General features: G+C 66.8%; 22 protein-coding genes and 2 tRNA genes. 9 read left to right on the top strand and 15 right to left on the bottom strand.

Annotated elements, in window-relative coordinates; all coding sequences use genetic code 11:
* Positions 1-81 precede the first annotated feature (81 nt).
* From RT91_RS04870 to RT91_RS04855, 4 genes are read left to right on the top strand one after another with little or no spacing between them, the layout of a single operon-like run.
* Entirely contained in the window at positions 82-642 is a 561-nt protein-coding gene (locus RT91_RS04870) for a transposase (RefSeq protein WP_082468534.1), read from the top strand.
* A 17-nt stretch (positions 643-659) separates the two neighbouring features.
* Entirely contained in the window at positions 660-1,115 is a 456-nt protein-coding gene (locus RT91_RS04865; protein ID WP_007421846.1) for a DUF1178 family protein, read from the top strand.
* A 16-nt stretch (positions 1,116-1,131) separates the two neighbouring features.
* Positions 1,132-1,674 carry a gamma carbonic anhydrase family protein gene (locus tag RT91_RS04860; protein ID WP_035185932.1) on the top strand — a complete coding sequence of 181 codons (543 nt, stop codon included), beginning with the start codon at positions 1,132-1,134 and terminating at the stop codon, positions 1,672-1,674.
* Positions 1,675-1,703: 29 nt separating this feature from the next.
* Positions 1,704-2,291, top strand: a complete 588-nt coding sequence (locus RT91_RS04855; protein ID WP_007421844.1) for a hypothetical protein — start codon at positions 1,704-1,706, stop codon at positions 2,289-2,291.
* 59 nt (positions 2,292-2,350) lie between these two features.
* On the opposite strand, the gene RT91_RS04850 is transcribed toward RT91_RS04855, so the two are convergent.
* Complete coding sequence (locus tag RT91_RS04850; RefSeq protein ID WP_007421843.1) at positions 2,351-3,760, bottom strand: short-chain fatty acyl-CoA regulator family protein; 1,410 nt, start codon at positions 3,758-3,760, stop codon at positions 2,351-2,353.
* Between the two features lie 191 nt (positions 3,761-3,951).
* Between RT91_RS04850 and aceA the strand changes: the two genes are divergently transcribed.
* Positions 3,952-5,337, top strand: a complete 1,386-nt coding sequence (aceA, locus tag RT91_RS04845; protein ID WP_035185930.1) for an isocitrate lyase — start codon at positions 3,952-3,954, stop codon at positions 5,335-5,337.
* Between the two features lie 85 nt (positions 5,338-5,422).
* Here the strand turns inward: aceA and RT91_RS04840 are convergent, their stop codons facing one another.
* Positions 5,423-6,499 carry an A/G-specific adenine glycosylase gene (locus RT91_RS04840; RefSeq protein WP_051788168.1) on the bottom strand — a complete coding sequence of 359 codons (1,077 nt, stop codon included), beginning with the start codon at positions 6,497-6,499 and terminating at the stop codon, positions 5,423-5,425.
* Here RT91_RS04840 and RT91_RS04835 point away from each other — a divergent pair.
* On the top strand, positions 6,490-6,942 hold the full coding sequence (locus RT91_RS04835) for a DUF721 domain-containing protein (RefSeq protein ID WP_035185924.1): 453 nt from the start codon (positions 6,490-6,492) through the stop codon (positions 6,940-6,942). The two genes, RT91_RS04840 and RT91_RS04835, sit on opposite strands and share 10 nt — an antisense overlap.
* Before the next feature lie 17 nt (positions 6,943-6,959).
* Here RT91_RS04835 and polA read toward each other — a convergent pair whose 3' ends face one another.
* Positions 6,960-9,707 (bottom strand): DNA polymerase I, encoded by a 2,748-nt coding sequence (gene polA / locus RT91_RS04830; protein WP_035185922.1) that lies wholly within the window; start codon positions 9,705-9,707, stop codon positions 6,960-6,962.
* On the bottom strand, positions 9,704-9,865 hold the full coding sequence (locus RT91_RS20250) for a zinc-finger domain-containing protein (protein ID WP_408735330.1): 162 nt from the start codon (positions 9,863-9,865) through the stop codon (positions 9,704-9,706). Before RT91_RS20250 ends, polA begins: the two co-directional genes overlap by 4 nt.
* A gap of 182 nt (positions 9,866-10,047) precedes the next feature.
* Between RT91_RS20250 and RT91_RS04820 the strand changes: the two genes are divergently transcribed.
* Positions 10,048-10,124 (top strand) — tRNA-Arg (locus tag RT91_RS04820).
* Positions 10,125-10,404: 280 nt separating this feature from the next.
* Here RT91_RS04820 and RT91_RS04815 read toward each other — a convergent pair.
* Positions 10,405-10,479, bottom strand: a tRNA-Thr gene (locus RT91_RS04815).
* 258 nt (positions 10,480-10,737) lie between these two features.
* On the opposite strand from RT91_RS04815, the gene dcd reads away from it, so the two are divergent.
* Together dcd and murA are read left to right on the top strand one after the other, a co-directional pair.
* Positions 10,738-11,292 carry a dCTP deaminase gene (dcd, locus tag RT91_RS04810; protein WP_007422448.1) on the top strand — a complete coding sequence of 185 codons (555 nt, stop codon included), beginning with the start codon at positions 10,738-10,740 and terminating at the stop codon, positions 11,290-11,292.
* Between the two features lie 6 nt (positions 11,293-11,298).
* On the top strand, positions 11,299-12,555 hold the full coding sequence (gene murA / locus RT91_RS04805; protein WP_035185919.1) for a UDP-N-acetylglucosamine 1-carboxyvinyltransferase: 1,257 nt from the start codon (positions 11,299-11,301) through the stop codon (positions 12,553-12,555).
* Here the strand turns inward: murA and RT91_RS04800 are convergent.
* From RT91_RS04800 to RT91_RS04755, 10 genes are all read right to left on the bottom strand, one after another.
* A complete protein-coding gene (locus RT91_RS04800) occupies positions 12,492-13,766 on the bottom strand; it encodes a cyclopropane-fatty-acyl-phospholipid synthase family protein (RefSeq protein ID WP_013640053.1) in 1,275 nt (424 codons plus the stop codon). The genes murA and RT91_RS04800 overlap by 64 nt on opposite strands.
* Before the next feature lie 163 nt (positions 13,767-13,929).
* The gene (gene rplI / locus RT91_RS04795) at positions 13,930-14,490 is read right to left on the bottom strand and encodes a 50S ribosomal protein L9 (protein WP_007422451.1); all 561 of its coding nucleotides are present in this window, start codon (positions 14,488-14,490) and stop codon (positions 13,930-13,932) included.
* A gap of 12 nt (positions 14,491-14,502) precedes the next feature.
* On the bottom strand, positions 14,503-14,790 hold the full coding sequence (rpsR, locus tag RT91_RS04790; RefSeq protein ID WP_011942298.1) for a 30S ribosomal protein S18: 288 nt from the start codon (positions 14,788-14,790) through the stop codon (positions 14,503-14,505).
* A gap of 3 nt (positions 14,791-14,793) precedes the next feature.
* Positions 14,794-15,270 (bottom strand): 30S ribosomal protein S6, encoded by a 477-nt coding sequence (gene rpsF, locus RT91_RS04785; protein WP_007423703.1) that lies wholly within the window; start codon positions 15,268-15,270, stop codon positions 14,794-14,796.
* Positions 15,271-15,415: 145 nt separating this feature from the next.
* Positions 15,416-15,715 carry a putative quinol monooxygenase gene (locus RT91_RS04780; RefSeq protein ID WP_035185905.1) on the bottom strand — a complete coding sequence of 100 codons (300 nt, stop codon included), beginning with the start codon at positions 15,713-15,715 and terminating at the stop codon, positions 15,416-15,418.
* Between the two features lie 15 nt (positions 15,716-15,730).
* Complete coding sequence (locus RT91_RS04775; protein ID WP_011942299.1) at positions 15,731-17,719, bottom strand: acetyl-CoA carboxylase biotin carboxylase subunit; 1,989 nt, start codon at positions 17,717-17,719, stop codon at positions 15,731-15,733.
* Positions 17,720-17,724: 5 nt separating this feature from the next.
* A complete protein-coding gene (locus RT91_RS04770; RefSeq protein ID WP_007423496.1) occupies positions 17,725-18,513 on the bottom strand; it encodes an enoyl-CoA hydratase-related protein in 789 nt (262 codons plus the stop codon).
* Between the two features lie 4 nt (positions 18,514-18,517).
* Positions 18,518-20,125: a carboxyl transferase domain-containing protein gene (locus RT91_RS04765; protein ID WP_035185904.1), complete on the bottom strand. Its 1,608-nt coding sequence runs from the start codon at positions 20,123-20,125 to the stop codon at positions 18,518-18,520.
* Positions 20,022-20,945 (bottom strand): WecB/TagA/CpsF family glycosyltransferase, encoded by a 924-nt coding sequence (locus tag RT91_RS04760; RefSeq protein WP_007423498.1) that lies wholly within the window; start codon positions 20,943-20,945, stop codon positions 20,022-20,024. Before RT91_RS04760 ends, RT91_RS04765 begins: the two co-directional genes overlap by 104 nt.
* Entirely contained in the window at positions 20,942-22,096 is a 1,155-nt protein-coding gene (locus RT91_RS04755; RefSeq protein ID WP_240314192.1) for an outer membrane beta-barrel protein, read from the bottom strand. The genes RT91_RS04760 and RT91_RS04755 overlap by 4 nt, the downstream gene beginning before the upstream one ends.
* Positions 22,097-22,164: the final 68 nt, after the last annotated feature.

The following is a 22,164-nucleotide window of genomic DNA, read 5'->3' as shown; positions in this document are numbered from 1 at the left end:
ATTTCAGTAACGACGAAGTCGTCATCCATGYGATCCGGCCAAGCCGGGGCGCCAACGTCGTCGCGGAGGTAATGGACGGCCATCGACCCCGCTATCTGGATCTCCGATCTCTATGGCGCCCAGCGCGGTCATGCCGATGACTGGCAGATTTGCCTCGCCCACCAACTCCGGGACTGCAAATTCGCGATCGAGGCGGGTGATACGATCTTCGCACCCAGAATGAAGGCCCTGCTGCTCCGCGCCGTCGTGCTGGCGCGGCGCCATCGCACGCTCGCGGACGCTACAAGACGCGCCTGGCGGCGGCGCCTCGACCATGATCTCGACGCCGTCATGGCGCTCGCCCCGATCAACCACCACGGCAGACGATTGCGCCGACGATACGGCAAGGTTCGTGATCATCTCTTCACCTTCCTCGACCACCCGGATATCGCCGCGGACAACAACGGCTCCGAGCGCGAACTCCGGCCTACCGCGACATATCGCAAGGTCACCGGAGGGTTCCGATCCAACTGGGGCGCCGATTTCTTCGCCAACGTCCGATCCGTCGTCGGGACCGCCGCGCGGCACGGCCTTGATGCCTACACCGCTATCAAAAACGCCGTCACCGGAGCATCACTGCCCATCGCCCCCCTACCGGGTTGAGCAGATACCCTTGCAGCATGATCCATTATCAACTCCGCTGCGCCTGCACTCATGAATTCGATGGCTGGTTTGCCAATAGTGCAAGCTTCGAACGCCAGGTGAAGCGCCGCCTTCTCAATTGCCCGCGCTGCGGTGGCACGGACGTGGCACGCGCTTTGATGGCTCCTCGAATCGGCAAGGGCAATCCGGAAGAGCCGCGTCAACAACCTCCGGCCAGGAAGCCGAGAACCGCCGCGGTCGCCGGACGCATGCCCGACGAATTGCGGGCATTGCTGGCGGGGCTGCGGCGCGAGGTCGAGACGCATTGCGACTATGTCGGCCAAGAATTCGCGGCCGAAGCGCGGCGCATCCATAATGGCGATGCCCCCTCGCGCGGCATTTACGGCGAAGCCACCGAGGCCGAATCGGAAGCGCTTGCCGAAGAAGGAATCGAGTTCGCTCAAATTCCCTGGGTGCCACCGGCCGACGGCTGACACGGAGGATCGCGGGATGCATCACACCTCGCCTGCCCTGTTCGAACTGGACGGCGTCCGCCCGGACATCGATCCGGATGCGTGGGTCGCACCCGGCGCGGTATTGATTGGCGCCGTTCAGGTCGCGGCGGGAGCCAATGTATGGTTCAATTGCACGTTACGTGCTGATAATAACGTGATCCAGATCGGTCCACGAACCAACGTCCAGGACGGCACGGTTATCCACGTGAATGCCGGCGAACGGTTCGCGGCACGCATTGGCGCCGATGTCACCATCGGTCACGCCGCAATCATTCATGCATGCACGCTGGAGAATCGCGCGTTCGTCGCCATGGGTGCCGTCGTGCTCGACGGAGCGGTCATCGAGGAAGGGGGAATGCTGGCTGCGCATTCCCTGCTGACGCCAGGCAAGCGCATCGGCCGCAACGAACTCTGGATGGGATCACCTGCCCGGCTGGTCAGGGTGATGACGAATGAGGAACGTGCCCAATATGATCTGACGGCACCGCATTACGTCGAACTTGCGGCGCGCTTCCGCAACGGGCTCAAGCCGGTCTGATCTTATCGGCACGGCATTGGAGACATGCCATGCACCAGGCGATCCGCTCCAGTCTATTCATCGGTCTGGTCAGTCTTGGCCTTTCCGGCTGCGCACTCGAAACGCCTCCTCCATCCACCGGCTATCTCCCGGCAAATGCCTTCGACGGTCGGGTCATCGGCGAAGATCCGGCGATCGCGGCAACCAACGAAGCGCGCTGGTCATTCACCCACCCCAAAGCCATGCAGGGACGACCGGCCGAAATGGCGCTTGCCGTCGCCTCGCTCGACGCCATGGCCGGACAATTTGCCACCGGCGGCCGCTGGGTCTCAATGAATAGTCTTGCCAAGCTCCAGATGCTGCGGGCGCGTCGCGCGGTGCGGGCGATACTCGGCATCAGGCCGGGCACACCATCGCAGACCGTCATCAATTCAATGGTGACGATCAGCCTCGCCTTGCGTCATGGCAATCGGCCAGCAGCCCTTGCCGCCGCGAAAGGCGCGGAATTTACCCTCCCTCCGCCGCGCACCCTTTCAATCCTTGCACATTTCCCGCCTGTCCCGATTGCTGCAGAGGCAACCACTTTCGCAAGCCGGTATCTCTTCCCGGGCGGCGGCGGTCCTTTTTTTCTCCGCTGAGCGTTTGGTCACGGATGGTGCCGGCAGCGGCACGGGCAAAATGGAAACCGGTCCGGTCGCTATTGGCTACCGCCTCCACTTGCTGGCTTGAACCGGTAGGGGCTGGCACTGGTCGTCGAAACATCAAGCGCGAGGCGATGGGCCAGCGGCGGGAAGGCGCGGGAGCGGCAATCGGGCCGGTCGCAAAGCCTGCAGGACAGGCCAATCCCTACCGCCGCGCGGTCCAGATCGAGCCCGTCAGCATAAACGACCTCGCCGGCACGGCCGATGTCGCACCCCATCGCCACAACGCGCGTGGCCGGCGGTTCGCCCCAATGCGCGGGCGAGGCAATGATCGTGCGCGCGAAACATAGATATGTTGCGCCCTCCGGCAGTTGCGCCACCTGCACCCGGACTGTCCCGGGAGTCGCAAACGCCGAGTGCACGATCCAGCGCGGGCAGTTGCCGCCAAAACGTGCGAACGGAAACCCTGCGGCGGAAAATCGCTTCGAGACATTCCCCGCAGGGTCAACGCGCAGAAAAAAGAACGGCACGCCGCGCGCCCCCTGGCGCTGGAGCGTGGAGAGGCGGTGGCAGGCCTGCTCGAATGAGACACCGAAGCGCATCGCCAGATGTTCAACATCGTGCCGCAATTCCTGGGCTGCAGCCAAGAACGGCACATAGGGCATCAGGACGGCGCCGGCGAAATAATTAATCAGTCCGATCCGCAGCAACTCCCCCGCATCGCGTGTGGTGAGGGTCGCCCGTCGGACCACCTGTTCGATCAGATCACGGGCCTCGAACAGGCCAAGCTGGAAGGCCATCTGAAATCCGCGGCTCTCCCGCGGGAGGGTCTCGGACAGGACAAGATGCCGCCGCGCGGGATCGAACACGCGCAGTGCCCCCGGCAGGGGCGCCACGGAAACGACAAGCCCATGCTTGTGGCGCAGTCGCTCCGCCAAGGCGTGATTCATCCCCAGCGTCGCTGCCGGCAGTTCCGCCCCGAGCGCCTCTGCGGCCTCCTCAAGCTCGGGAAAGTGGTTGGCATGCTCATGAAAGACATCCCGCACTTCCTCGTTCGGCAACAGGATCTTGCGGCCGGACGGGAGCGTGATCCCGCCGGTCTCCTCCCTGACCGCCTGGAACGCGCGATACAGACCAAGCATCGCCTGGGCTGCCGCGGGGGCGGATGCGGCGATCATCTGCGCTTCGGAATCGGGCACCGACTCCGTCCCGATCAGCGGGTCGGCGAACGCTTCCCGCAACGCCTGTTCCACCTGCCGCTCGTCGGAGCCGGAAAGCGCAGCAAGATCCACCTTAAGCGTCTCGGTCAGCTTGATCAGCAGCGCAGCCGTCACGCCCCGCTGATCATGCTCGATCAGATTGAGATACGAGGTCGAGATGCCCAGCCGGCTCGCCAGTTTCTGCTGCGTCAGGCCGTGTTCCTGACGCAGGCGGCGAACGATACGACCGATTAACGGCTTGGACATGCGAGCAGCCTCGTCGAGCAGGTGGATTTTTCAGATTTTACATATTGTAAAATTTTACAGTCAATTCAGCGACGCATTTCATCATTTAATGCCATTTTTGGCAATGACATTCGCGGTTGCAGCGTAAATAATTCACTCATCAGCGCGACTTGAGCGTCTGTGAATTCGCCGCCACGGCAAAGGAGAGTGTCATGTCAAATTTCCCCAACCCGGCCCATTCCCCGGAAGGCATTCCGGGTGGGCTCTCCGTCGCCCCCGGCCGATTTGCCGGAATCAAACGCGATTATACGCCGGCCGATGTCGAGAAGCTCGCGGGATCGTTCAGGGTACGCCACACGCTCGCCGAGATGGGCGCCAACCGCCTCTGGCATCTGCTGAAGACCGAACCCTATGTGAACACGCTCGGCGCGCTCACCGGCAATCAGGCCATGCAGCAGGTAAAGGCAGGGCTGAAGGCAATCTATCTCTCCGGCTGGCAGGTCGCCGCCGACGCGAACCTGTCGGGAGAAATGTATCCCGACCAGTCGCTCTATCCGGTGAATTCGGTGCCGATGGTGGTCCGCCGCATCAACAGCGCGCTACGTCGCGCCGACCAGATCGCCCGCATGGAAGGCGATTCGTCGCAATACTGGATGGCGCCGATCATTGCGGATGCAGAGGCCGGGTTCGGCGGTGCATTGAACGCCTATGAATTGATGAAGGCCATGATCGAGGCCGGGGCGGCTGGCGTTCACTTCGAGGACCAGCTCGCCTCCGAGAAGAAGTGCGGCCATCTGGGCGGCAAGGTGCTGGTGCCCATCGCCCAGCATATCCGCACCTTGAACGCGGCCCGTCTGGCCGCCGACGTCGAGGGCGTCCCCACCGTGCTGCTCTGCCGCACCGACAGCCACGCGGCCCAGCTTCTGACCGCTGACATCGACGAGCGCGACCGCCCCTTCCTGACCGGCGAACGCACGCCGGAGGGCTTCTACCGGATCAAGCCGGGAATCGGCGTGGAATACGCGATCGCCCGCTCACTCGCCTACGCGCCATATGCCGACCTGCTCTGGTGGGAAACCTCCGAACCCAATCTCGAGGAGGCCCGGCAGTTCGCCGAAGCCATCCATAAGCAGTTCCCCGGCAAGATGCTGGCCTACAACTGCTCGCCGAGCTTCAACTGGCGCAAGAAGCTTTCGCCGGAAAAGATCGAGAGCTTCCAGCGCGAGATCGGCGCCATGGGCTACAAGTTCCAGTTCGTCACCCTGGCCGGCTTCCATTCACTGAACTACTCGATGTTCCAGCTCGCCAAGGGCTACGCCGCCCGCGGCATGAGCGCCTATTCGGAGCTACAGCAGGCGGAGTTTGCCGCCGAGAAGGACGGCTACACGGCGACACGCCATCAGCGGGAGGTCGGCACCTCCTACTTCGACGCCGTTGCCGTCGCGATCTCCGCAGGCCAGGCCTCGACCACGGCAATGGCCGGCAGCACCGAAACCGAACAGTTCCGTGACGAAAGGCCGGCTATCGACCATGGCCACGATCACGACGACGGGCTGGTGCACCATCACAGCTGGGCCGTCAGCGCACCGGATCGCTGATCCCTTCGAGTTCCCCCGCGGTGCCGGCATCGGGCCGGCACCCGTCCTGTCAACTCGCCCCGGACTTCATGTCCGGGGCAGCTTTTTATTTCGGCGACCGCTCATCGAGAACAGCAAGCCCGGCCTCCAGCGCCTTGCGCATCACGGTCGGCAGAGGCGTATCGGGCGGCGCGGCGACGATCCCGCCGGGTAGCGCCGCGACGCGGCCCGCCTTCACGGTGAGGCGCAACTCGAAATGGGTGAAAACGTGAACGATCGTGCCGGCATCAAGCCAATGCGCAGCGCATGGCGGCACCGGGGGCGGAGCTGTCGCCTCCCAATCCGTGCCCGGCACCTCCAGCATCCCTCCGAGCAATCCGCGTGGTGGCCGCCGCCGCAGGCCAATCATGCCGGATCGATCCTGCATCACGAACACGGTGCCGCGCCGCACGGGCCGCGCCGCGCGCTTCGCCTTGCGCGGCAGGTCGGCGGACAGCCCCCGGGCATGTGCCGCGCATCCGTCGCGCCACGGGCAGACCATGCACGACGGACTGCGCGGCGTGCAGACGGTGGCTCCGAGATCGAACAATGCCTGCGCAAAGTCACCTGGGCTGGATTGCGCTGCCGCCTGCGCGCCAAGGCGGGCAGCGGCGACCGCAATCGCGTCCTTCGCCGCGGGCAACGCCTCCTCGATCGCGAACATCCTGGCGGTAACCCGCTCGACATTGCCGTCCACCGGAACCACCGGAATATCGAAGGCGATCGCGCCGATCGCCGCAGCCGTATAAGGGCCGATGCCGGGCAGCTCACGTAGCCCGTCGAGCGTGACGGGAAACCCACCCGCCTCGGCGACCGCCCTCGCGCAGCGGATCAGGTTGCGTGCCCGCGCGTAATAGCCAAGCCCCGCCCACAGGCCCAGAATCTCATCATCAGCCGCGACCGCGAGGTCGCTGATCGTGGGGAAACGCTCGATGAAGCGATGGAAATAAGGTATGACAGTCGCCACGACTGTCTGCTGCAGCATGATTTCGCTCAGCCAGACATGATAGGGATCGGGCAGGGCACCCGGGCCGGCGCGCCAAGGCAGGATGCGCCGGTGGACATGATACCAGCGGAGCAGATTTTCGGCGGATGGCAGGGACGGATTCACGAAAAACGCCGGCGAGACCCAGGATGCCGGCACCGGAAGCGCCGCGGCACAACGCGCCGCGCGGCATCGCAGCCCTGCTTGCCCCCGTGCTGCGGCCGGCCCTTCGGCGGCGTGGCTCGGTGCTCGGCACGCTGATCGCCGACTGGGGCGATATCGCCGGACCGGAAATTTCGTCTTGCAGCCACCCCGTCAAATTCGCCGCAGGTACGCTGACGATCGGCTGCGCGGGGCCAGACGCGCTGGCGCTTCAGCATCTCGCCCCGACCCTGATCGGGAAGATCAATCTTGCCCTCGGCGGCGCGCCCGTCCAACGGCTGCGCTTCACCGACATGATCATCCCCGCGACAACTCGACCGCTTCGACCACGACACAAGGCCGGCGCGCCACCGGCCGGACTGCCCGATGGACCGCTGGGAGACGCCCTGGCGCGGCTGCATCACGGCGTCACGAGGCAACGGTTCAACCGGCCGGAGTAAGGTCGCCTGCATCTTGCTCAGTGCGCGTCCGACCAGTTCGCGCCGATCCCGGTCTCCACCAGCAGCGGCACCGAAAGCGATGCCGCCCCCTGCATCACCGCGCATGCGAGCTTCGCCGTCGCCTCTGCCTGATCCTTTGGCGCCTCGAAGACCAGTTCGTCATGCACCTGCAACAGCATCACGGCATCCAGTCCCACATCTCGGATCGCCGCGGGAAGGCGCACCATCGCACGCTTGATGATGTCGGCCGCCCCTCCCTGCAACGGCGCATTGATCGCCTGGCGCTCCGCGTAACCTCGCCGCGCCGGATTTTTCTCTGCGATTCCCGGGACATAGCAGCGCCTACCGAAGGGCGTGAGAACATAGCCATGCGTGCGCGCGAATTCCGCCGTCTCGTTCATGTAGCGCCGGATTTCCGGATAGCGCGCGAAATAGGCATCAATGAAGCGCTTGGCCTCGCTATTCTCGATCCCGAGCTGGCGGGCTAGACCAAAGGCGGAAATGCCGTAGATGATGCCGAAATTGATGGCCTTCGCGCGGCGCCGGACCATCGGATCCATCCCCTCCATCGGCAGGCCGAACACCTCGGCGGCCGTGCGGCCATGGATGTCCTCGCCTTTGGCAAAACTCTCCTTCAGCGCCGGAATATCGGCAACATGCGCCAGCAGCCGCAGTTCGATCTGCGAATAGTCGGCGGAAATCAGCGCCTTGCCGGGCGCGGCGATGAAGGCTCGGCGTATCCGCGCGCCCTCGCTGGTCCGGATCGGGATGTTCTGCAGGTTCGGCTCGTTTGACGAAAGCCGTCCCGTCGTCGTGATCGCCTGGGAGAAACTGGTATGGACCCGCTGATCCGCGATATCGATCTCGCCGACCAGGGCGTCGGCGTATGTGGATTTCAGCTTCTGCAACTGCCGCCATTCCAGCACGCGGACCGGCAGATCATGACCGGATGCGGCCAGTTCCTCGAGGACGGTTGCGTCGGTTCCCCAGGCGCCCGTCTTGGTCCTTTTGCCGCCGGGCAGCCCCATCTCGTCGAACAGGATTTCCCCGAGCTGCTTCGGGCTGCCGGGATTGAAGGCGCGGCCGGCGAGTTTCTCGATCTCCCGCTGAATATCGTCCATCCGCCGGGCAAACTCGGCGGACATCGACTCGAGATCGGCGCGATCGACCATGATGCCGGCACGTTCCATGCCGAGCAGCACGGATAGCAAGCGGCGCTCCATCGTTTCATAGAGCGCGAGCGCCGCCTCCGTACGCAGCCGTGGCCGCAGCAGCAGCCAGAGGCGCAGCGTGACATCGGCATCCTCAGCGGCATAGGCGGTAGCACGATCGATCGGCACGGCCGCGAAGGAAACCCGGCTACGGCCGGTTCCTGTCACCTCATCGTAGGAAATGGGCCGATGATCGAGATGCAACGCCGATAACTCGTCCATCCCATGCCCATGCCGGCCGGCGCCAAGCGTGTAGGACATCAGCATCGTGTCATCCACCGGCGTCGCATCCGCGAGGCCGGCACGCTCGAGAACGTGCAGATCGAATTTCGCGTTGTGGAAAATTTTCAGGATCGACGGATCGGCCAGAACCGGCGCCAGCCGCTCGAGCGCGAGCGGGCGTGGCAGTTGCGGGCCATCCTCGTGCCCGAGCGGAATGTAGGCCGCCCGGCCGGGCGCGGTCGCGACCGAGATGCCGACCAGTTTCGCATGCCGAGGATTGAGACCGGTCGTCTCGGTGTCGATCGCAAAACGGCCGGCATGCCTGATCTCGGCAATCCAGCGGTCGAGTTCAGCCTCACTGTCGATCGTGACATAGGGGCCGAACGGCGCATCAGCCGCGGGTGCGGCCGGCGCCGGCGCATCGGCCGCACCGGCGGCTTCGGCAAGACGCTCGCCGTTCCGCTTCGCCACGCCATCAAGCCCGAGTCGGGCCTTGATGCTTTTGAAGCCCTGAGCATCCAGGAAGTCGTTCAGCATGCCGTCGTGCAGCGGTGCGATCGCCAGCTCGTCGATCGGAACCGGCAAGGGAACGTCCCGTCGCAATTCGACCAGCCGGCGGGAAATCCGCGCCTCTTCGGCATACGCCACCAGTGATTCGCGTCGTTTCGACGGCTTCATCGTTCCCGAAGCGGCTGCCGCGAGAATGGATTCGAGATCGCCGAACTCGGCGATCAACTGAGCCGCTCCCTTGGGGCCGATTCCCGGTACACCGGGAACGTTGTCAACCGAGTCCCCCATCAGCGCCTGGGCATCGACCATCTGCTCCGGGGTGACGCCATACTTCGCGACGACCTCGTCAGGCCCGATCGGCGTGGACTTGATCGGGTCCAGCATCGACACATGGGCATCAAGCAACTGCATCAGATCCTTGTCGGATGAGATGATCACGGCCTCGCCCCCGGCCTTCTTCATCTCCTCGGCGTAGCTGGCGATCAGGTCATCCGCCTCGACCCCGTCCAACTCGATAGCCGGCACGGCAAAGGCGCGGGTCGCCTCGCGCACAAGGGCGAATTGCGGCACCAGTTCCTCGGGAGGTTCAGGGCGGTGCGCCTTGTACCGCGGATCGATCTCGTTCCGGAACGTCGTGCGTCCGGCATCGAAAATCACCGCGAGATGCGTGCCTGTATGCTCCTTGAGCAACCGGGCCAGCATGTTGCAGAACCCGAAGACCGCGTTGACGGGCGTGCCATCGTCCCGCGTCATCGGCGGCAAGGCATGGAAGGCCCGGAAAATGAACCCGGAGCCATCGACAAGAACCAGCCGCCTGGTCAATGCCCCTCGCCCGGCGTTACATTTCCAGTCAGGACATAGTGGCGGGAGCAATAAGGACAGGTGACTTCGCGATCCTCAATCTTCAGATAGACGCGCGGATGCCCCAACGGGCCGCCTCCCCCGTCACAAGCGACGGTTCGCTCCCGAACCTGAATCATCTCGAAATCTATCGCGCCCGCTGAGTCGGACATGAACACCTCACGCGCTGTGTGAACGATCGCCACAATACCGCCAAAGACCCCCGATGCCTATCGCCAGCGAAGAGGACGGCCTCCACTTGCGCCGCCAACGGCCGAAGGGCATTGAGCCCAGATCCAATCCGCGCTATGCGGACGTTGCCGGACCCGTAGCTCAGCTGGATAGAGCGTTGCCCTCCGAAGGCAAAGGTCGCGCGTTCGAATCGCGCCGGGTCCGCCATATAGCCCTCAGAAACCAAACCACTTTTCGCAGATGGGCATCGAAGATGCGCACGTTGTTGCAGAGGCGGCAGTCCGGCGCAGGCTGGCCAGAATAATCAAATAATCAATCGTGGTGAGCAATCTCGCCGCATGCGACAGCCAGCAGCGCACATGGAGGGCGCGGGCGATACGCAATGAGGCGTTCACGCTGCCGGAGATTTCTGCAGCACATGTGAAGCGCAATTACACCCGAGGTGACATTCGGAAACCGGAAATCACCACTTAAGTATTTGATTTTATGGTGCTGTCAGAGGGAATTGAACCCTCGACCTCCTCATTACCAATGAGGTGCTCTACCCCTGAGCTATGACAGCGCCGCGTTGCCGGGCGGTATATCCAAAGGAGCCGCCCGGCGCAAGCGCGGCACTTGACGGCATCCCTGCAATTCCGCTTTGTCCTGCCATGACCGGCAGCACAAAAGATACTCGCAGCGACGCCGAGGCGGCCGCGGCAGCTCGAAGGCAGCGCGAGGCTGAAGCTCTGCGCGCCAATCTCTGGCGCCGCAAGCAGCAACTTCGTGAACGCGCCGCTCAGCCCGCAGTCAGGCCCGAAGCCGCTGACGGAGACAGCCCATGCCGGTAATGCCGGACCACTGGATTCGCGAGCAGGCTGTCTCGAACGGGATGATCGATCCCTTCGTCGAAACCCAGAAGCGCGACGGGGTGATCTCCTACGGATTGTCGTCCTATGGCTATGACGCCCGGGTTGCCGACGACTTCAAGATCTTTACCAATGTCGATTCCGCTGTTGTCGATCCGAAAAATTTTTCATCCGACAGCTTTGTCGACCGCAAGGGGCCCGTCTGCATCATCCCTCCCAACTCCTTCGCGCTCGCGCACACGGTCGAATATTTCCGCATCCCGCGCGATGTGCTCGTCATCTGTCTCGGGAAATCGACCTATGCGCGCTGCGGCATCATCGTGAACGTCACCCCGCTCGAACCCGAATGGGAGGGACAGGTGACCATCGAGATCTCGAACACCACCCCCCTGCCCGCCAAGATCTACGCCAACGAGGGGATCTGCCAGTTCCTCTTCCTGCAGGGCTCTGCGCCGCCCGAAACCAGCTATGCCGACAAGGCCGGCAAATACATGCGCCAGCGCGGCGTTTCGCTTCCCAGACTGTGAGGCTTCATGGATAGAATCCGCATCCGCGGCGGTCGGCCGCTGGAAGGCGTCATCGACATTTCGGGCGCCAAGAATTCGGCGCTCAAGGTGATGGTCGCCGGCCTGCTCACCGACGAGCGGCTGGAACTCGAGAACGTTCCGGCCCTCGCCGACGTCGCGACCATGGCGCAACTGCTCGCGCAACATGGCATCGCCGTCGAGGAAACCGGAGCAAAGCAGCTATCGGTCGGCGGCTCCATCACGAATACCGAGGCGCCCTACGACATCGTGCGCAAGATGCGCGCCTCGATCCTGGTTCTCGGCCCGCTGCTGGCGCGCACCGGCGAGGCCCGCGTGTCGCTGCCCGGCGGCTGCGCGATCGGCACCCGCCCGGTCGACCTGCACCTCAAGGGGCTGGAGGCGATGGGTGCCGAGATCGCCCTCGATGGCGGCTACATCAACGCCCGCGCGCCCAAAGGGCTGCATGGCGCGACCATCACCTTTCCCTTCGTGTCGGTCGGCGCCACCGAGCAGCTGCTGCTCACCGCCACCCTCGCCGAGGGCGAGACCGTGCTGGTCAACGCCGCCCGCGAGCCGGAGATCGGCGATCTCGCCGACTGCCTGAACAAGATGGGCGCGGATATCAGCGGAATCGGCTCGGACCGGCTCACCATTCGCGGGGTGAAGGCTCTGCACGGCGCGCGGCACACCATCCTGCCGGACCGGATCGAGGCGGGCACCTATGCCTGTGCCGCGGCCATCACCGGCGGCGGCGTTCTGCTCCGCGGCGCACGGATGTTCGACCTCGGCGCGCTGGCCTCCACGCTCGGCGAGGCGGGTGTGGATGTGACGGAAGTGGCCGAGGGCGTCACCGTCAGCCGGCGCAACGGGCTGCATGGCACCGATGCGATGACCGAGCCCTTCCCCGGCTTCGTGACCGACATGCAGGCGCAGTTCATGACGCTGATGGCCGTGGCCGAGGGCGCCTCGATGATCACCGAGACGATCTTCGAGAACCGCTTCATGCATGTGCCCGAGCTCAACCGCATGGGCGCGCGCATCAACGTCCACGGTTCATCGGCGATCGTGCGCGGCGTGCCGGGGCTGTCCGGCGCGCCGGTGATGGCGACCGACCTGCGCGCCTCGTTCTCGCTGGTGCTCGCCGGTCTCGCCGCGAAGGGCGAGACCATCGTCAACCGCGTCTATCACCTCGACCGGGGTTACGAGGCCGTCGAGCGCAAGCTCGCCGCGTGCGGCGCCGATATCGAGCGGCTCAGGGACTGAGCCGCCCGCTCGGCGTCGATCATGTAGTCGCGCGTGAGCGGAGCCGCGTCCTGCCGGCGGGCCAGCTGGATCTGGAAGACCATGTGGTCCTGCACCTCGAAGGCAAGCTGCGAACCTGCAAGGTAGAACTCGAACATCCGGCAGAACCGCTCGTCGTACAGCGAGGCGATGGCATCGCGGTTGGCGGCGAAGCGCTTGCGCCAGTGGGCGAGCGTCTTCGCATAATGCAGCCGCAGGATCTCAATGTCGGTGCTGCGCAGGCCGGACCGTTCGAGCGGCGCGAACACCTCGGACAGCGAGGGCGAATACCCGCCGGGGAAAATGTATTTCGCCAGCCACGGGCTGGTGACGTCAGGACCGTCGAAGCGGCCGATCGCGTGCAGCAGGGCCACCCCGTCCGGCTTCAGGCACCGCTGCACCGTGGCAAAGAAACTCGGATAATTCGGCACGCCGACATGCTCGAACATGCCGACCGACACGATGCGGTCGAATTCGCGGGTCATCGCCCGGTAGTCCATCAGTTCGAAACTGACGCGATCGGCGAGCCCCTCCGCCTCGGCGCGGCGGCGTGCCTCCGCGAGTTGTTCCTCGGAAAGGGTGATCCCGGTCACCCGCGCGCCATAGTCGCGCGCCAGGGTCAGCGCCATGCCGCCCCAGCCGCAGCCGATGTCGAGAACTTCCAGGTCCGGCCGGTCGAGGAGCAGCTTGGAGGCGATATGCCGCTTCTTCGCCGCCTGTGCCTCGTCGATCGTCTCGTCGCCGCGCGGAAAATAGCCGCAGGAATATTGCCGGTCACGATCGAGGAACAGCGCGTAGAGCCGGCCGTTCAAATCATAGTGATGCGCGACGTTGCGCTTCGAGCGGCGGGCATTGTTGAGCTGCGCCAGCGGGCGGAACACGCGCCCGAACGCGTTGCGCAGCCGCAGCGCCGGAATGCGTCCCTCGCTTTCCTGCACGCTCGAGAGCAGGACATGCAGAACGTCATAGATAGAGCCGTCGACGGGATCGAGCGCGCCCTCCATGTAGCCTTCGCCGAGCGCCATGGCCGGATCGGTGACGAGCCGGCGGATGATGGCGGGATCGCGGATCGCGAGGGTTGCCGCCCGCCCCGGGCGGCCCGCGTAATGGGAGATCGCGCCATCCGGCCAGATCACGCTCAGATCGCCGTGGGCGACCAGGCGTTTCAACAGGTTGTCCAGTAATATCCGCATGACCAATCTCCGCCGGCTGAAGAACCCGGCAAGGATTTGGTAACTGACGCCCCGTCGGAAAAGAGGGAAACGACAGAATGGCTACCAGAGCTGCATAAACGGAAAAACGGCGCCGGTCCGCGGACCGACGCCGTTCATCAGCACTGGAAGCCCGGGATGCCGGTCAGGCGGTCTGTTCCGGCCCCTCGGCGACTTCCTCGCCGGTCTCCAGTTCGTACTCGCTTTCCTCGCGCATGATGGCCTCGCCACGCGCCTGCTTCTCGGCCTCTTCCGGCGAGCGGGCGACGTTGACGACGACATCGATCAGCACTTCGGGATGCAGCGCCACGCGAACCGTCGCAAGGCCCAGCGTCTTGATCGGGTGGACCAGCAGGACCTGGCTGCGCGTGATGCCGAGGCTCGCTTCGCCACAGGCATCGGCGATGTCGCGCGACGTCACCGAGCCGTAGAGCGAGCCGGCGTCGCTGGCCTGGCGGATCAGCGTCACGGTCAGGCCGGCGACGCGCTCGGCGACGCGCTCGGCCTCCTCGCGGCGCTTGAGATTCTGCGCCTCGAGATGGGCACGCTCACGCTCGAAGCGCTCGCGGTTCTGCTTGGTGGCGCGCACGGCCTTGGCCTGGGGCAGCAGGAAGTTGCGGGCATAGCCCGGCTTCACCTTCACCACTTCGCCCATCTGCCCGAGATGCTCGACGCGCTGGAGCAGGATCAGTTCGACTTGTGCCATGATGCTAGCTCCTCAATCGACCACGTAGGGGAGCAGGGCGAGGAAGCGGGCGCGCTTGATGGCGCGCGCGAGTTCGCGCTGCTTCTTGGCCGAAACGGCGGTGATGCGGCTCGGCACGATCTTGCCGCGCTCCGAGAGGAAGCGCGACAGCAGCCGGACGTCCTTGTAATCGATCTTCGGCGCGTTCGGGCCGGAGAACGGGCAGGCCTTGCGGCGGCGGTAGAACGGACGGCGCGCGCCGACCGCGGTGCGACGGGCGGCCGGGGTATTGACCGGCGCGGTCTCGATGCTGTCGGACATGGCTCAGTTCTCCTCGTTCTGATCTTCGTCGCGGTCCGAACGATACTCGTCGCGCGCCCGGTATTCCTCGCGATCATCGGCGCCGCGCCGGCGGCCCGAATCGAAGCGGCCGGCGGGCTTCGGCCCGCGGAACCCGCGGTCGCGATCACGGTCCTCGCCGCGGCGCGCGAGCGGCGCGGACGGCGCCTCGTCGATGTCCTCGACGCGCACGGTCATGAAGCGCAACACGTCCTCGTTCAGGCCGAGCTGGCGCTCCATCTCGCTGATCGTCGCCGGTTCGGCATCGAGCCCGAGCAGGACGTAATGGCCCTTGCGGTTCTTCTTGATGCGGTAGGCGAGATTGCGCAGGCCCCAGTATTCGCGCTTCTTCACCGCGCCGCTTTCGCTCTCGACCTGGGCGGTCACCGCGTCGGCGATGGTGTCGACCTGCTGCTGCGTGATTTCACTGCGCGCGATCAGCACGCATTCGTATAGCGGCATATGTCCCCCTGTGGTTGGTTTCAGCCCCGGCGCCGGTGAGCGCCTATTTCCCCCATGGAAACGGGCATAGCCGGGCGAAATGCCATCCGCCCGGCAGGGAAGAGCGGCCAATCGCACAATCCCCGACGGATGGCAAGCGGCACGATCAGAGCGCGCGGGGATGACCGATGTCGTAGAGCGTCAGGTCGCGATCGAGCACGCCGATCTCCCGCAGCGCCGCGCGCCAGGCCCGCATATGCGCCGAAGCGGCATGAGCGTCGAGCGCCTGCTGATCGGTCCACCGCTCGCTGACGCGAATCAGCCCGGGATCAAGCACGTCTTCGGCGAAGGCGTATTCGAGGCAGCCCGCCTCGTCCCGCGTGGCCGCGATCATGGCCGCCATCGGCGCCCGCGCCGCCGCCATCCGGTCGGCCGGCAGCCTGATCGTTCCCATGATGCACAGCATTTCGAGTCCTTTCCTTCAGTCCGTATCGGTGGCGAACGCCATGAGTTCGGCGCCGTCCTCGATCAGGTCGCCCACCGCGCAATGGAGGGCGGCGATCACCCCGTCCCGCGGGGCGGTGATGCGGAACTGCACCTTCATCGCCTCGATCACCGCGAGCAGATCGCCCTCGCGCACCGCGCTGCCCGCGGCGACGGCGAGTTCCACGACCTTGCCCGGCATCACGCTGGTGACCCGCGCCGCCGCGCCGTCCGCCTCGCCCGCCGCGCGGTGCGGATCGGCGACGGCCAGCACGTGGCGCGCGCCATCGGCAAAAACGACGATCCGTCCCCCCTGGCCGCTCGTGCCCAGCCGCGCGACGATACCGTCGATCTCGACCGACACTTCATCCTCGCCGGCCGCATCGACGCAAACGAAGACCTCCCGCCCCGCGTGGTCGAGGCGGAAATGCCGCTCGTCGCGCGGATGCAGGCGCAGATGGTGCGTGGCCTCGCCATCCTCGATCACGACATCCTGGAAACGCTCGCCATTCAGCCGCCAGGCCGCGCGCGTCGCCCAGGGCGACCACGGATCGGAAGGATCGCCGCTTTGCGGCAGCGTGGCCAGCCAGCGATGCGCCGCCGCCGCCAGCACCGCGACCGGCGGCGCGCCCCGCGCCGGCAGCAGCGCCGCCTCGTGCCGGGCGATGAACCCGGTATCGAGCGCGGCCGCGCAAAAATCCGGGTGCGTCACGATCCGCCGCAGCAGGTCGAGATTGGTCTGCACCCCGTCGATCTCGCAGGCCGCCAGCGCTTGCGCCATGTGCCGCAGCGCGCCGTCCCGGTCCTCGTCCCAGGTGACGAGCTTGGCGATCATCGGATCGTAATGCACCGACACCTCGTCGCCGGCGCGCACGCCGGATTCGATCCGCAAATGGCGGCTCTCCGCCGGCAGGCGCAGCCGCGCCAGCGCGCCGGTCGAGGGCGCGAAATCCCGGGCCGGGTCCTCGGCATAGAGCCGCACCTCCACCGCGTGGCCCCGCCGGCCGATCCCCTCCTGCTTCAGGGGCAGCGCCTCGCCCGCGGCCACGCGGAACTGCCATTCGACGAGGTCGATCCCGGTGATCATCTCGGTCACCGGATGCTCGACCTGCAGCCGCGTGTTCATTTCCATGAAGTGGAACGCGCCATCCTCGGCGATGAACTCGACCGTTCCGGCGCCGACATAGCCGATCGCCCGCGCGGCGTCGCAGGCCGTCTTGCCCATTGCCGCGCGCATCGCCTCGTCGATCAGCGGCGCCGGCGCCTCCTCGACGATCTTCTGGTGCCGCCGCTGGATCGAGCAGTCGCGCTCGTGCAGCGAAACCACGTTGCCGTGGGTGTCGGCGAAGACCTGGATCTCGATATGCCGCGGCTTCGTCAGGTATTTCTCGACCAGCACGCGGTCATCGCCGAAGGCGGCGCGCGCCTCGCCCTTCGCCCGGTCGAGCTCGGCCGCGAAATCGGCCGCCGCGCGCACCACGCGCATGCCCTTGCCGCCGCCGCCGGCGGACGCCTTGATCAGCACCGGATAGCCGATCTCCGCCGCCGCCCGCGCCAGCGCCGCCGGGTCCTGGTCCGCGCCGTGATAGCCGGGCACCAGCGGCACGCCGGCCTGTTCCATCAGCGCCTTCGCCGCCGATTTCGAGCCCATCGCCCGGATCGCTTCCGCCGGCGGCCCGACGAACACGAGCCCCGCCGCGGCGCAGGCCTCCGCGAAATCGGCGTTCTCGCTGAGAAACCCGTAACCCGGATGGATCGCCTCGGCACCGGTGCGCCGCGCCGCCTCGATGATCCGGTCGATCGCGAGATAGCTCTCCGCCGCCGCCGGCGGCCCGATCCGCACCGCCGCATCCGCCATCGCGACATGCGCCGCCCCCGCATCGGCATCCGAGAACACCGCGATGCTGCGCAGCCCCATCCGCCGCGCCGTGCGGATCACCCGGCAGGCGATCTCTCCGCGATTGGCGATCAGGACCGATCCGAACATCGCGCTCACCCCGCCCGCCAGGACGGCGCGCGTTTCTCCAGAAACGCGGCCAGGCCTTCCTGCGCCTCGGCGCTCGCGCGGCGATCGGCGATGCGCCGCGCCGTCATGTTCACCAGCGCATCATCGATATCCCGGCCCGCGACATCGCCGACCAGCGCCTTCGCATCCGCCTGCGCCTCGGGCCCGCCCTGGGCGAGGGTCGCGATCATCGCATCCCGCGCCGCCGCCAGCCCGTCGCGCGGCGCCACGATATGCGCGAGTCCGATCCGCATCGCCTCCGGCGCGGGGATCACCTCGGCGGAGCAAAAATACCGCCGCGCCTGGTGCGGCCCGATCGCGGCGACGACATAGGGGCTGATCACCGCCGGGATCAGGCCGAGGCGGACCTCGGAGAAGCAGAATTTCGCATCCTCCGCGGCGATCACGATGTCGCAGCACGCCGCAAGCCCGGCGCCACCGCCGAAGGCCGCCCCCTGCACCAGCCCGATCACCGGCTTCGGCAGGTCGTTCAGCGTCCGCATCAGCCGGCCCAGCCCCAGCGCGTCCGCGTGGTTCTGCTCGGCCGTGTAAGCCGCGCTGCGACGCATCCAGTTGAGATCGGCGCCCGCGGAAAAACTCTTCCCCCGCCCCTCCAGCACCACGCGGCGGACGCGCGGATCCTCGCCCGCCCGCAGGCAGGCGGCGGTGAGCGCCGCGATCATCCCCTCGTCGAACGCGTTGTGCAGCGCGGGGCGGTTCATCGAGATCGTCGCGGTGCCGTCTTCGGCCAGGGAAAATTCAACCGGTTCGCTCATCGCCTCACATCCTGAACAGGCCGAACCGCGTCGGCTCGATCGGCGCGTTCAGGCTCGCCGAGAGCCCGAGCGCCAGCACCATCCGCGTATCCGCCGGGTCGATCACCCCATCGTCCCACAGCCGGGCGCTGGCGTAATAAGGATGCCCCTGATGCTCGTACTGCGCCTCGATCGGCGCCCGGAACGCCTGCTCCTCCGCCGCCGACCACGCGCCGCCCCGCGCCTCGATATTGTCGCGCCGGAGCGTCGCCAGCACCGACGCCGCCTGCGTCCCGCCCATCACCGAGATCCGCGCGTTCGGCCACATCCACAGGAAGCGCGGATCGTAGGCCCGGCCGCACATGCCGTAATTCCCGGCCCCGAACGAGCCGCCGATGATCACGGTGAATTTCGGCACGTTCGCGGTGGCCACCGCCGTCACCAGCTTTGCGCCGTCCCTGGCGATGCCGCCGGATTCGTATTTCCGCCCGACCATGAAGCCGGTGATGTTCTGCAGGAACACCAGCGGAATCCCCCGCTGCGCGCAGAGCTCGATGAAATGCGCGCCCTTGAGCGCCGATTCGGAGAACAGCACGCCGTTATTCGCGACGATGCCGACGGGATAGCCCCAGATGCGGGCGAAGGCGGTCACCAGCGTCGTGCCGTAGCGCGCCTTGAACTCGTCGAATTCGCCGGCATCGACGATGAGCCGGATCACCTCGCGCACGTCATAGGGCGTGCGCGGATCGGCCGGCACGGCGCCATAGATCGCATCCGGCGCCCCCACCGGCGGCCGTGGCGGGAGCAGGTCCATCTGCGCCGGCTTGCGGGTGTTCAGCCCGCCGACGATCCGCCGGGCAATGCCGAGGGCATGCGCGTCCGACTCGGCGAAATGATCGGCCACACCGGAGACCCTCGTATGCACGTCGGCCCCGCCCAGCGCCTCGGCGGTGACCACCTCGCCGGTCGCCGCCTTCACCAGCGGCGGGCCGCCGAGAAAGATCGTCCCCTGCTCGCGGACGATGATGCTCTCATCGGCCATGGCCGGCACATAGGCGCCGCCGGCGGTGCAGGAGCCCATCACCACCGCGATCTGCGCGATCCCCGCCGCAGACATCTGCGCCTGATTGTAGAAGATGCGGCCGAAATGCTCGCGGTCGGGGAAGACCTCGTCCTGGTTGGGGAGGTTGGCGCCGCCGGAATCGACGAGATAGACGCAGGGCAGCCGGTTCTGCGCCGCGATCGCCTGGGCGCGCAGGTGCTTCTTGACCGTGATCGGGTAGTAGGTGCCGCCCTTCACCGTGGCGTCGTTGGCGACGATCACGCATTCCCGCCCCGACACCCGGCCGATCCCGGTGATGATGCCGCCGGCCGGCACCGGCTCGTCATACATGCCGTACCCGGCGAGCTGGGAGAATTCGAGGAAGGGCGATGCAGGGTCGATCAGCGTGCGGATCCGGTCGCGCGGCAGCAGCTTCCCCCGCCCGACATGCCGCTCCCGCGCCGCTTCACCGCCGCCGGCGCGGATGTCATCCACCCTGGCGCGCAGATCCTCGACCAGGCTGCGCATCGCCTCCTGATTCGCCCGAAACGCGGCGCTGCGCGGATCGAGCGACGAGCGGAACGCCGTCATGCGTCAGTCTGCCTGAACATTGCGCCTCCATCCCGTTGATTATGCTCCTGTCTATCGCGCAACTGCCTGCCCCCGGCAAGGCGGGGCGGCGAAACTCCCGCGCCAGCGCCAGCAGAACCGGCGGTCCGTCGATCAGATAGCGCCGTGCCAGGCGCGCCGGCTCGCGCATCAGGCGCCATGCCCATTCCAGCCCCGCCGCCCGCAACGGCGCCGGCGCGCGGCGCAGCACCCCGGACAGAAACAGCGGCGCCGCGCCGACGCACAGCCCGATGCCCAGGGCGCGTCCGCGCCGCCGCACCGCCTGCGCCAGCACCTCCTGCCGCGGCGATCCCACGGCGAGGATCGTGCAATCCGCCCGCGCGCGCTCGATGAAGTCCACCACCGCGCCGAGGGCCGCCTCGTCATGCTCGAACCCGCGGGCCGGTTCGGCATGGGTGAAATCGACGCCCGGATAGCATGCGGCGAAGGCGTCCATCGCCGCGGCATCGAGGCCGACGACCGCCACCCTCGCGCCGCGCATCTCCAGCGCCGGCATCACCGCCGCCAGCAGGTCCGCCCCGGTCACCACCGGCGGCGGCACAACGCCGCAGATCCGCGCGAGACCCGCCGCAACCCGCGAATCCAGCAGACACAGCGCGGCATCGTCATAAGCCGTTCGCAAGTCTCCGCCCCGCCGCAACCGACCGAGATGATCGACATTCGGCGTCACGACATAGCCGAACGGCCGGCGCCGGTCCCAGCGCAGCACGAAGCCGAGCGCCGCCTCCGGCCCGAGGCGATCGAAACGGATGCCGAACGGCGCGAAGCGCTGCCCCCTCATGGCGTCCAGACCAGTGATAGCATCAGCCGCGCCTCGTGCGGCGCCGAGCCGGGCAGGTCGTGTCGCAAGGCGAAACTGGCCGACGGCCTGAACGAGACGGCGCGGGACAGCCGCCACAGCGCGCCGGCCGTCACGTCGGCCTCGGTCGCCGCATGGCCGGAAACCCGCCCCTGCCGCGCGGCGACATCGACGGTGAACAACAGGTCGCGCGCATAGGATTCGGCAAGGCCGAGCCGCTCGGTCGTCAGGATGCTGCCCGGCACGCCGAACCCGCCATCCGCTCCCGCTCGGCGCGACAGATCGAGATCGACGGCGATCAGCGGATCCGGCGTCCATTGCAGCGCCAAGTCGCCAACCACGGCAATGCCGGACGCCGGTCCCCCTTCCGCATAGCGGATCCGCTCGGCGCCGCCGACCACGCGCAGGCGCCACAGCGCCCGCGCGCCGGTCACCCCGCCGGCCAGCACGGCAAGGCTCGAACTGTCGGCAAAGCCGCTGCCAGGCAGCGCCCCTGCATACCGGGTCGTGCCGGCCCGCAGCAGGAGAAGTTCCCGCAGTGGCGCGCCATCCGCCGTTTCCAGCGCGACTTGCCCGCGCGTGATGGCGCGGCTGCCGAAGCCGGCCGGCCCCACGCCGACGGCGGCCACACGGTCGCGTCCGAACCAGACCCGCGCCGTGGCGTCGAAGGCGCCGAAGCCGAACCTCAGGCCGATCCGGCCGGCATCCGTCGTCACGTCGAGCGGCGCCGCCCCGCCATTGGCGGCGAGTCCCAGCGCCGTCTGCGCTGTGCTGACATGGGCGGCACCGAGCGTGATCCGGTCCGGCCCGAACGGCAGGGCGAGGCCGAGCGCCGCCGTCACCCGGTTGGCATTGGCGGCGGGATCGCGGGCATAGCGGTCCAGCTCGGCATTCGCGAATCCGGCAAGGCCCAGTTCGGGGTCGGCCAGCCGCACTTCCGGCCGCACCATGCCCATCGCCGTGATCCCCTGGCCGGCGCCGGGCGCAGTATCGAGCCCGGCATCGACCGCGAGACGGGGAAACACCTCAAGTCCGGCGCTCGCGAGCGGCGCAAGGGGGACCGGAAAATCGCCCGAATGCAGGCGGGAGCGCGCAGAAACCCCCGGCGCGACGCCGAAACCCGGGATCGCCATCGGCAGGAAACTGCCCAGCGAATCCCCCCGCGCGGCCCCCCCGGCCGCGACAAGCGCGGGCAATGCAA

The sequence above is a fragment of the Acidiphilium sp. JA12-A1 genome (assembly GCF_000724705.2).
In the GTDB taxonomy this organism is placed as follows: Bacteria; Pseudomonadota; Alphaproteobacteria; order Acetobacterales; family Acetobacteraceae; genus Acidiphilium; species Acidiphilium multivorum.
This window is presented reverse-complemented; position numbering and strand designations above follow the sequence as displayed.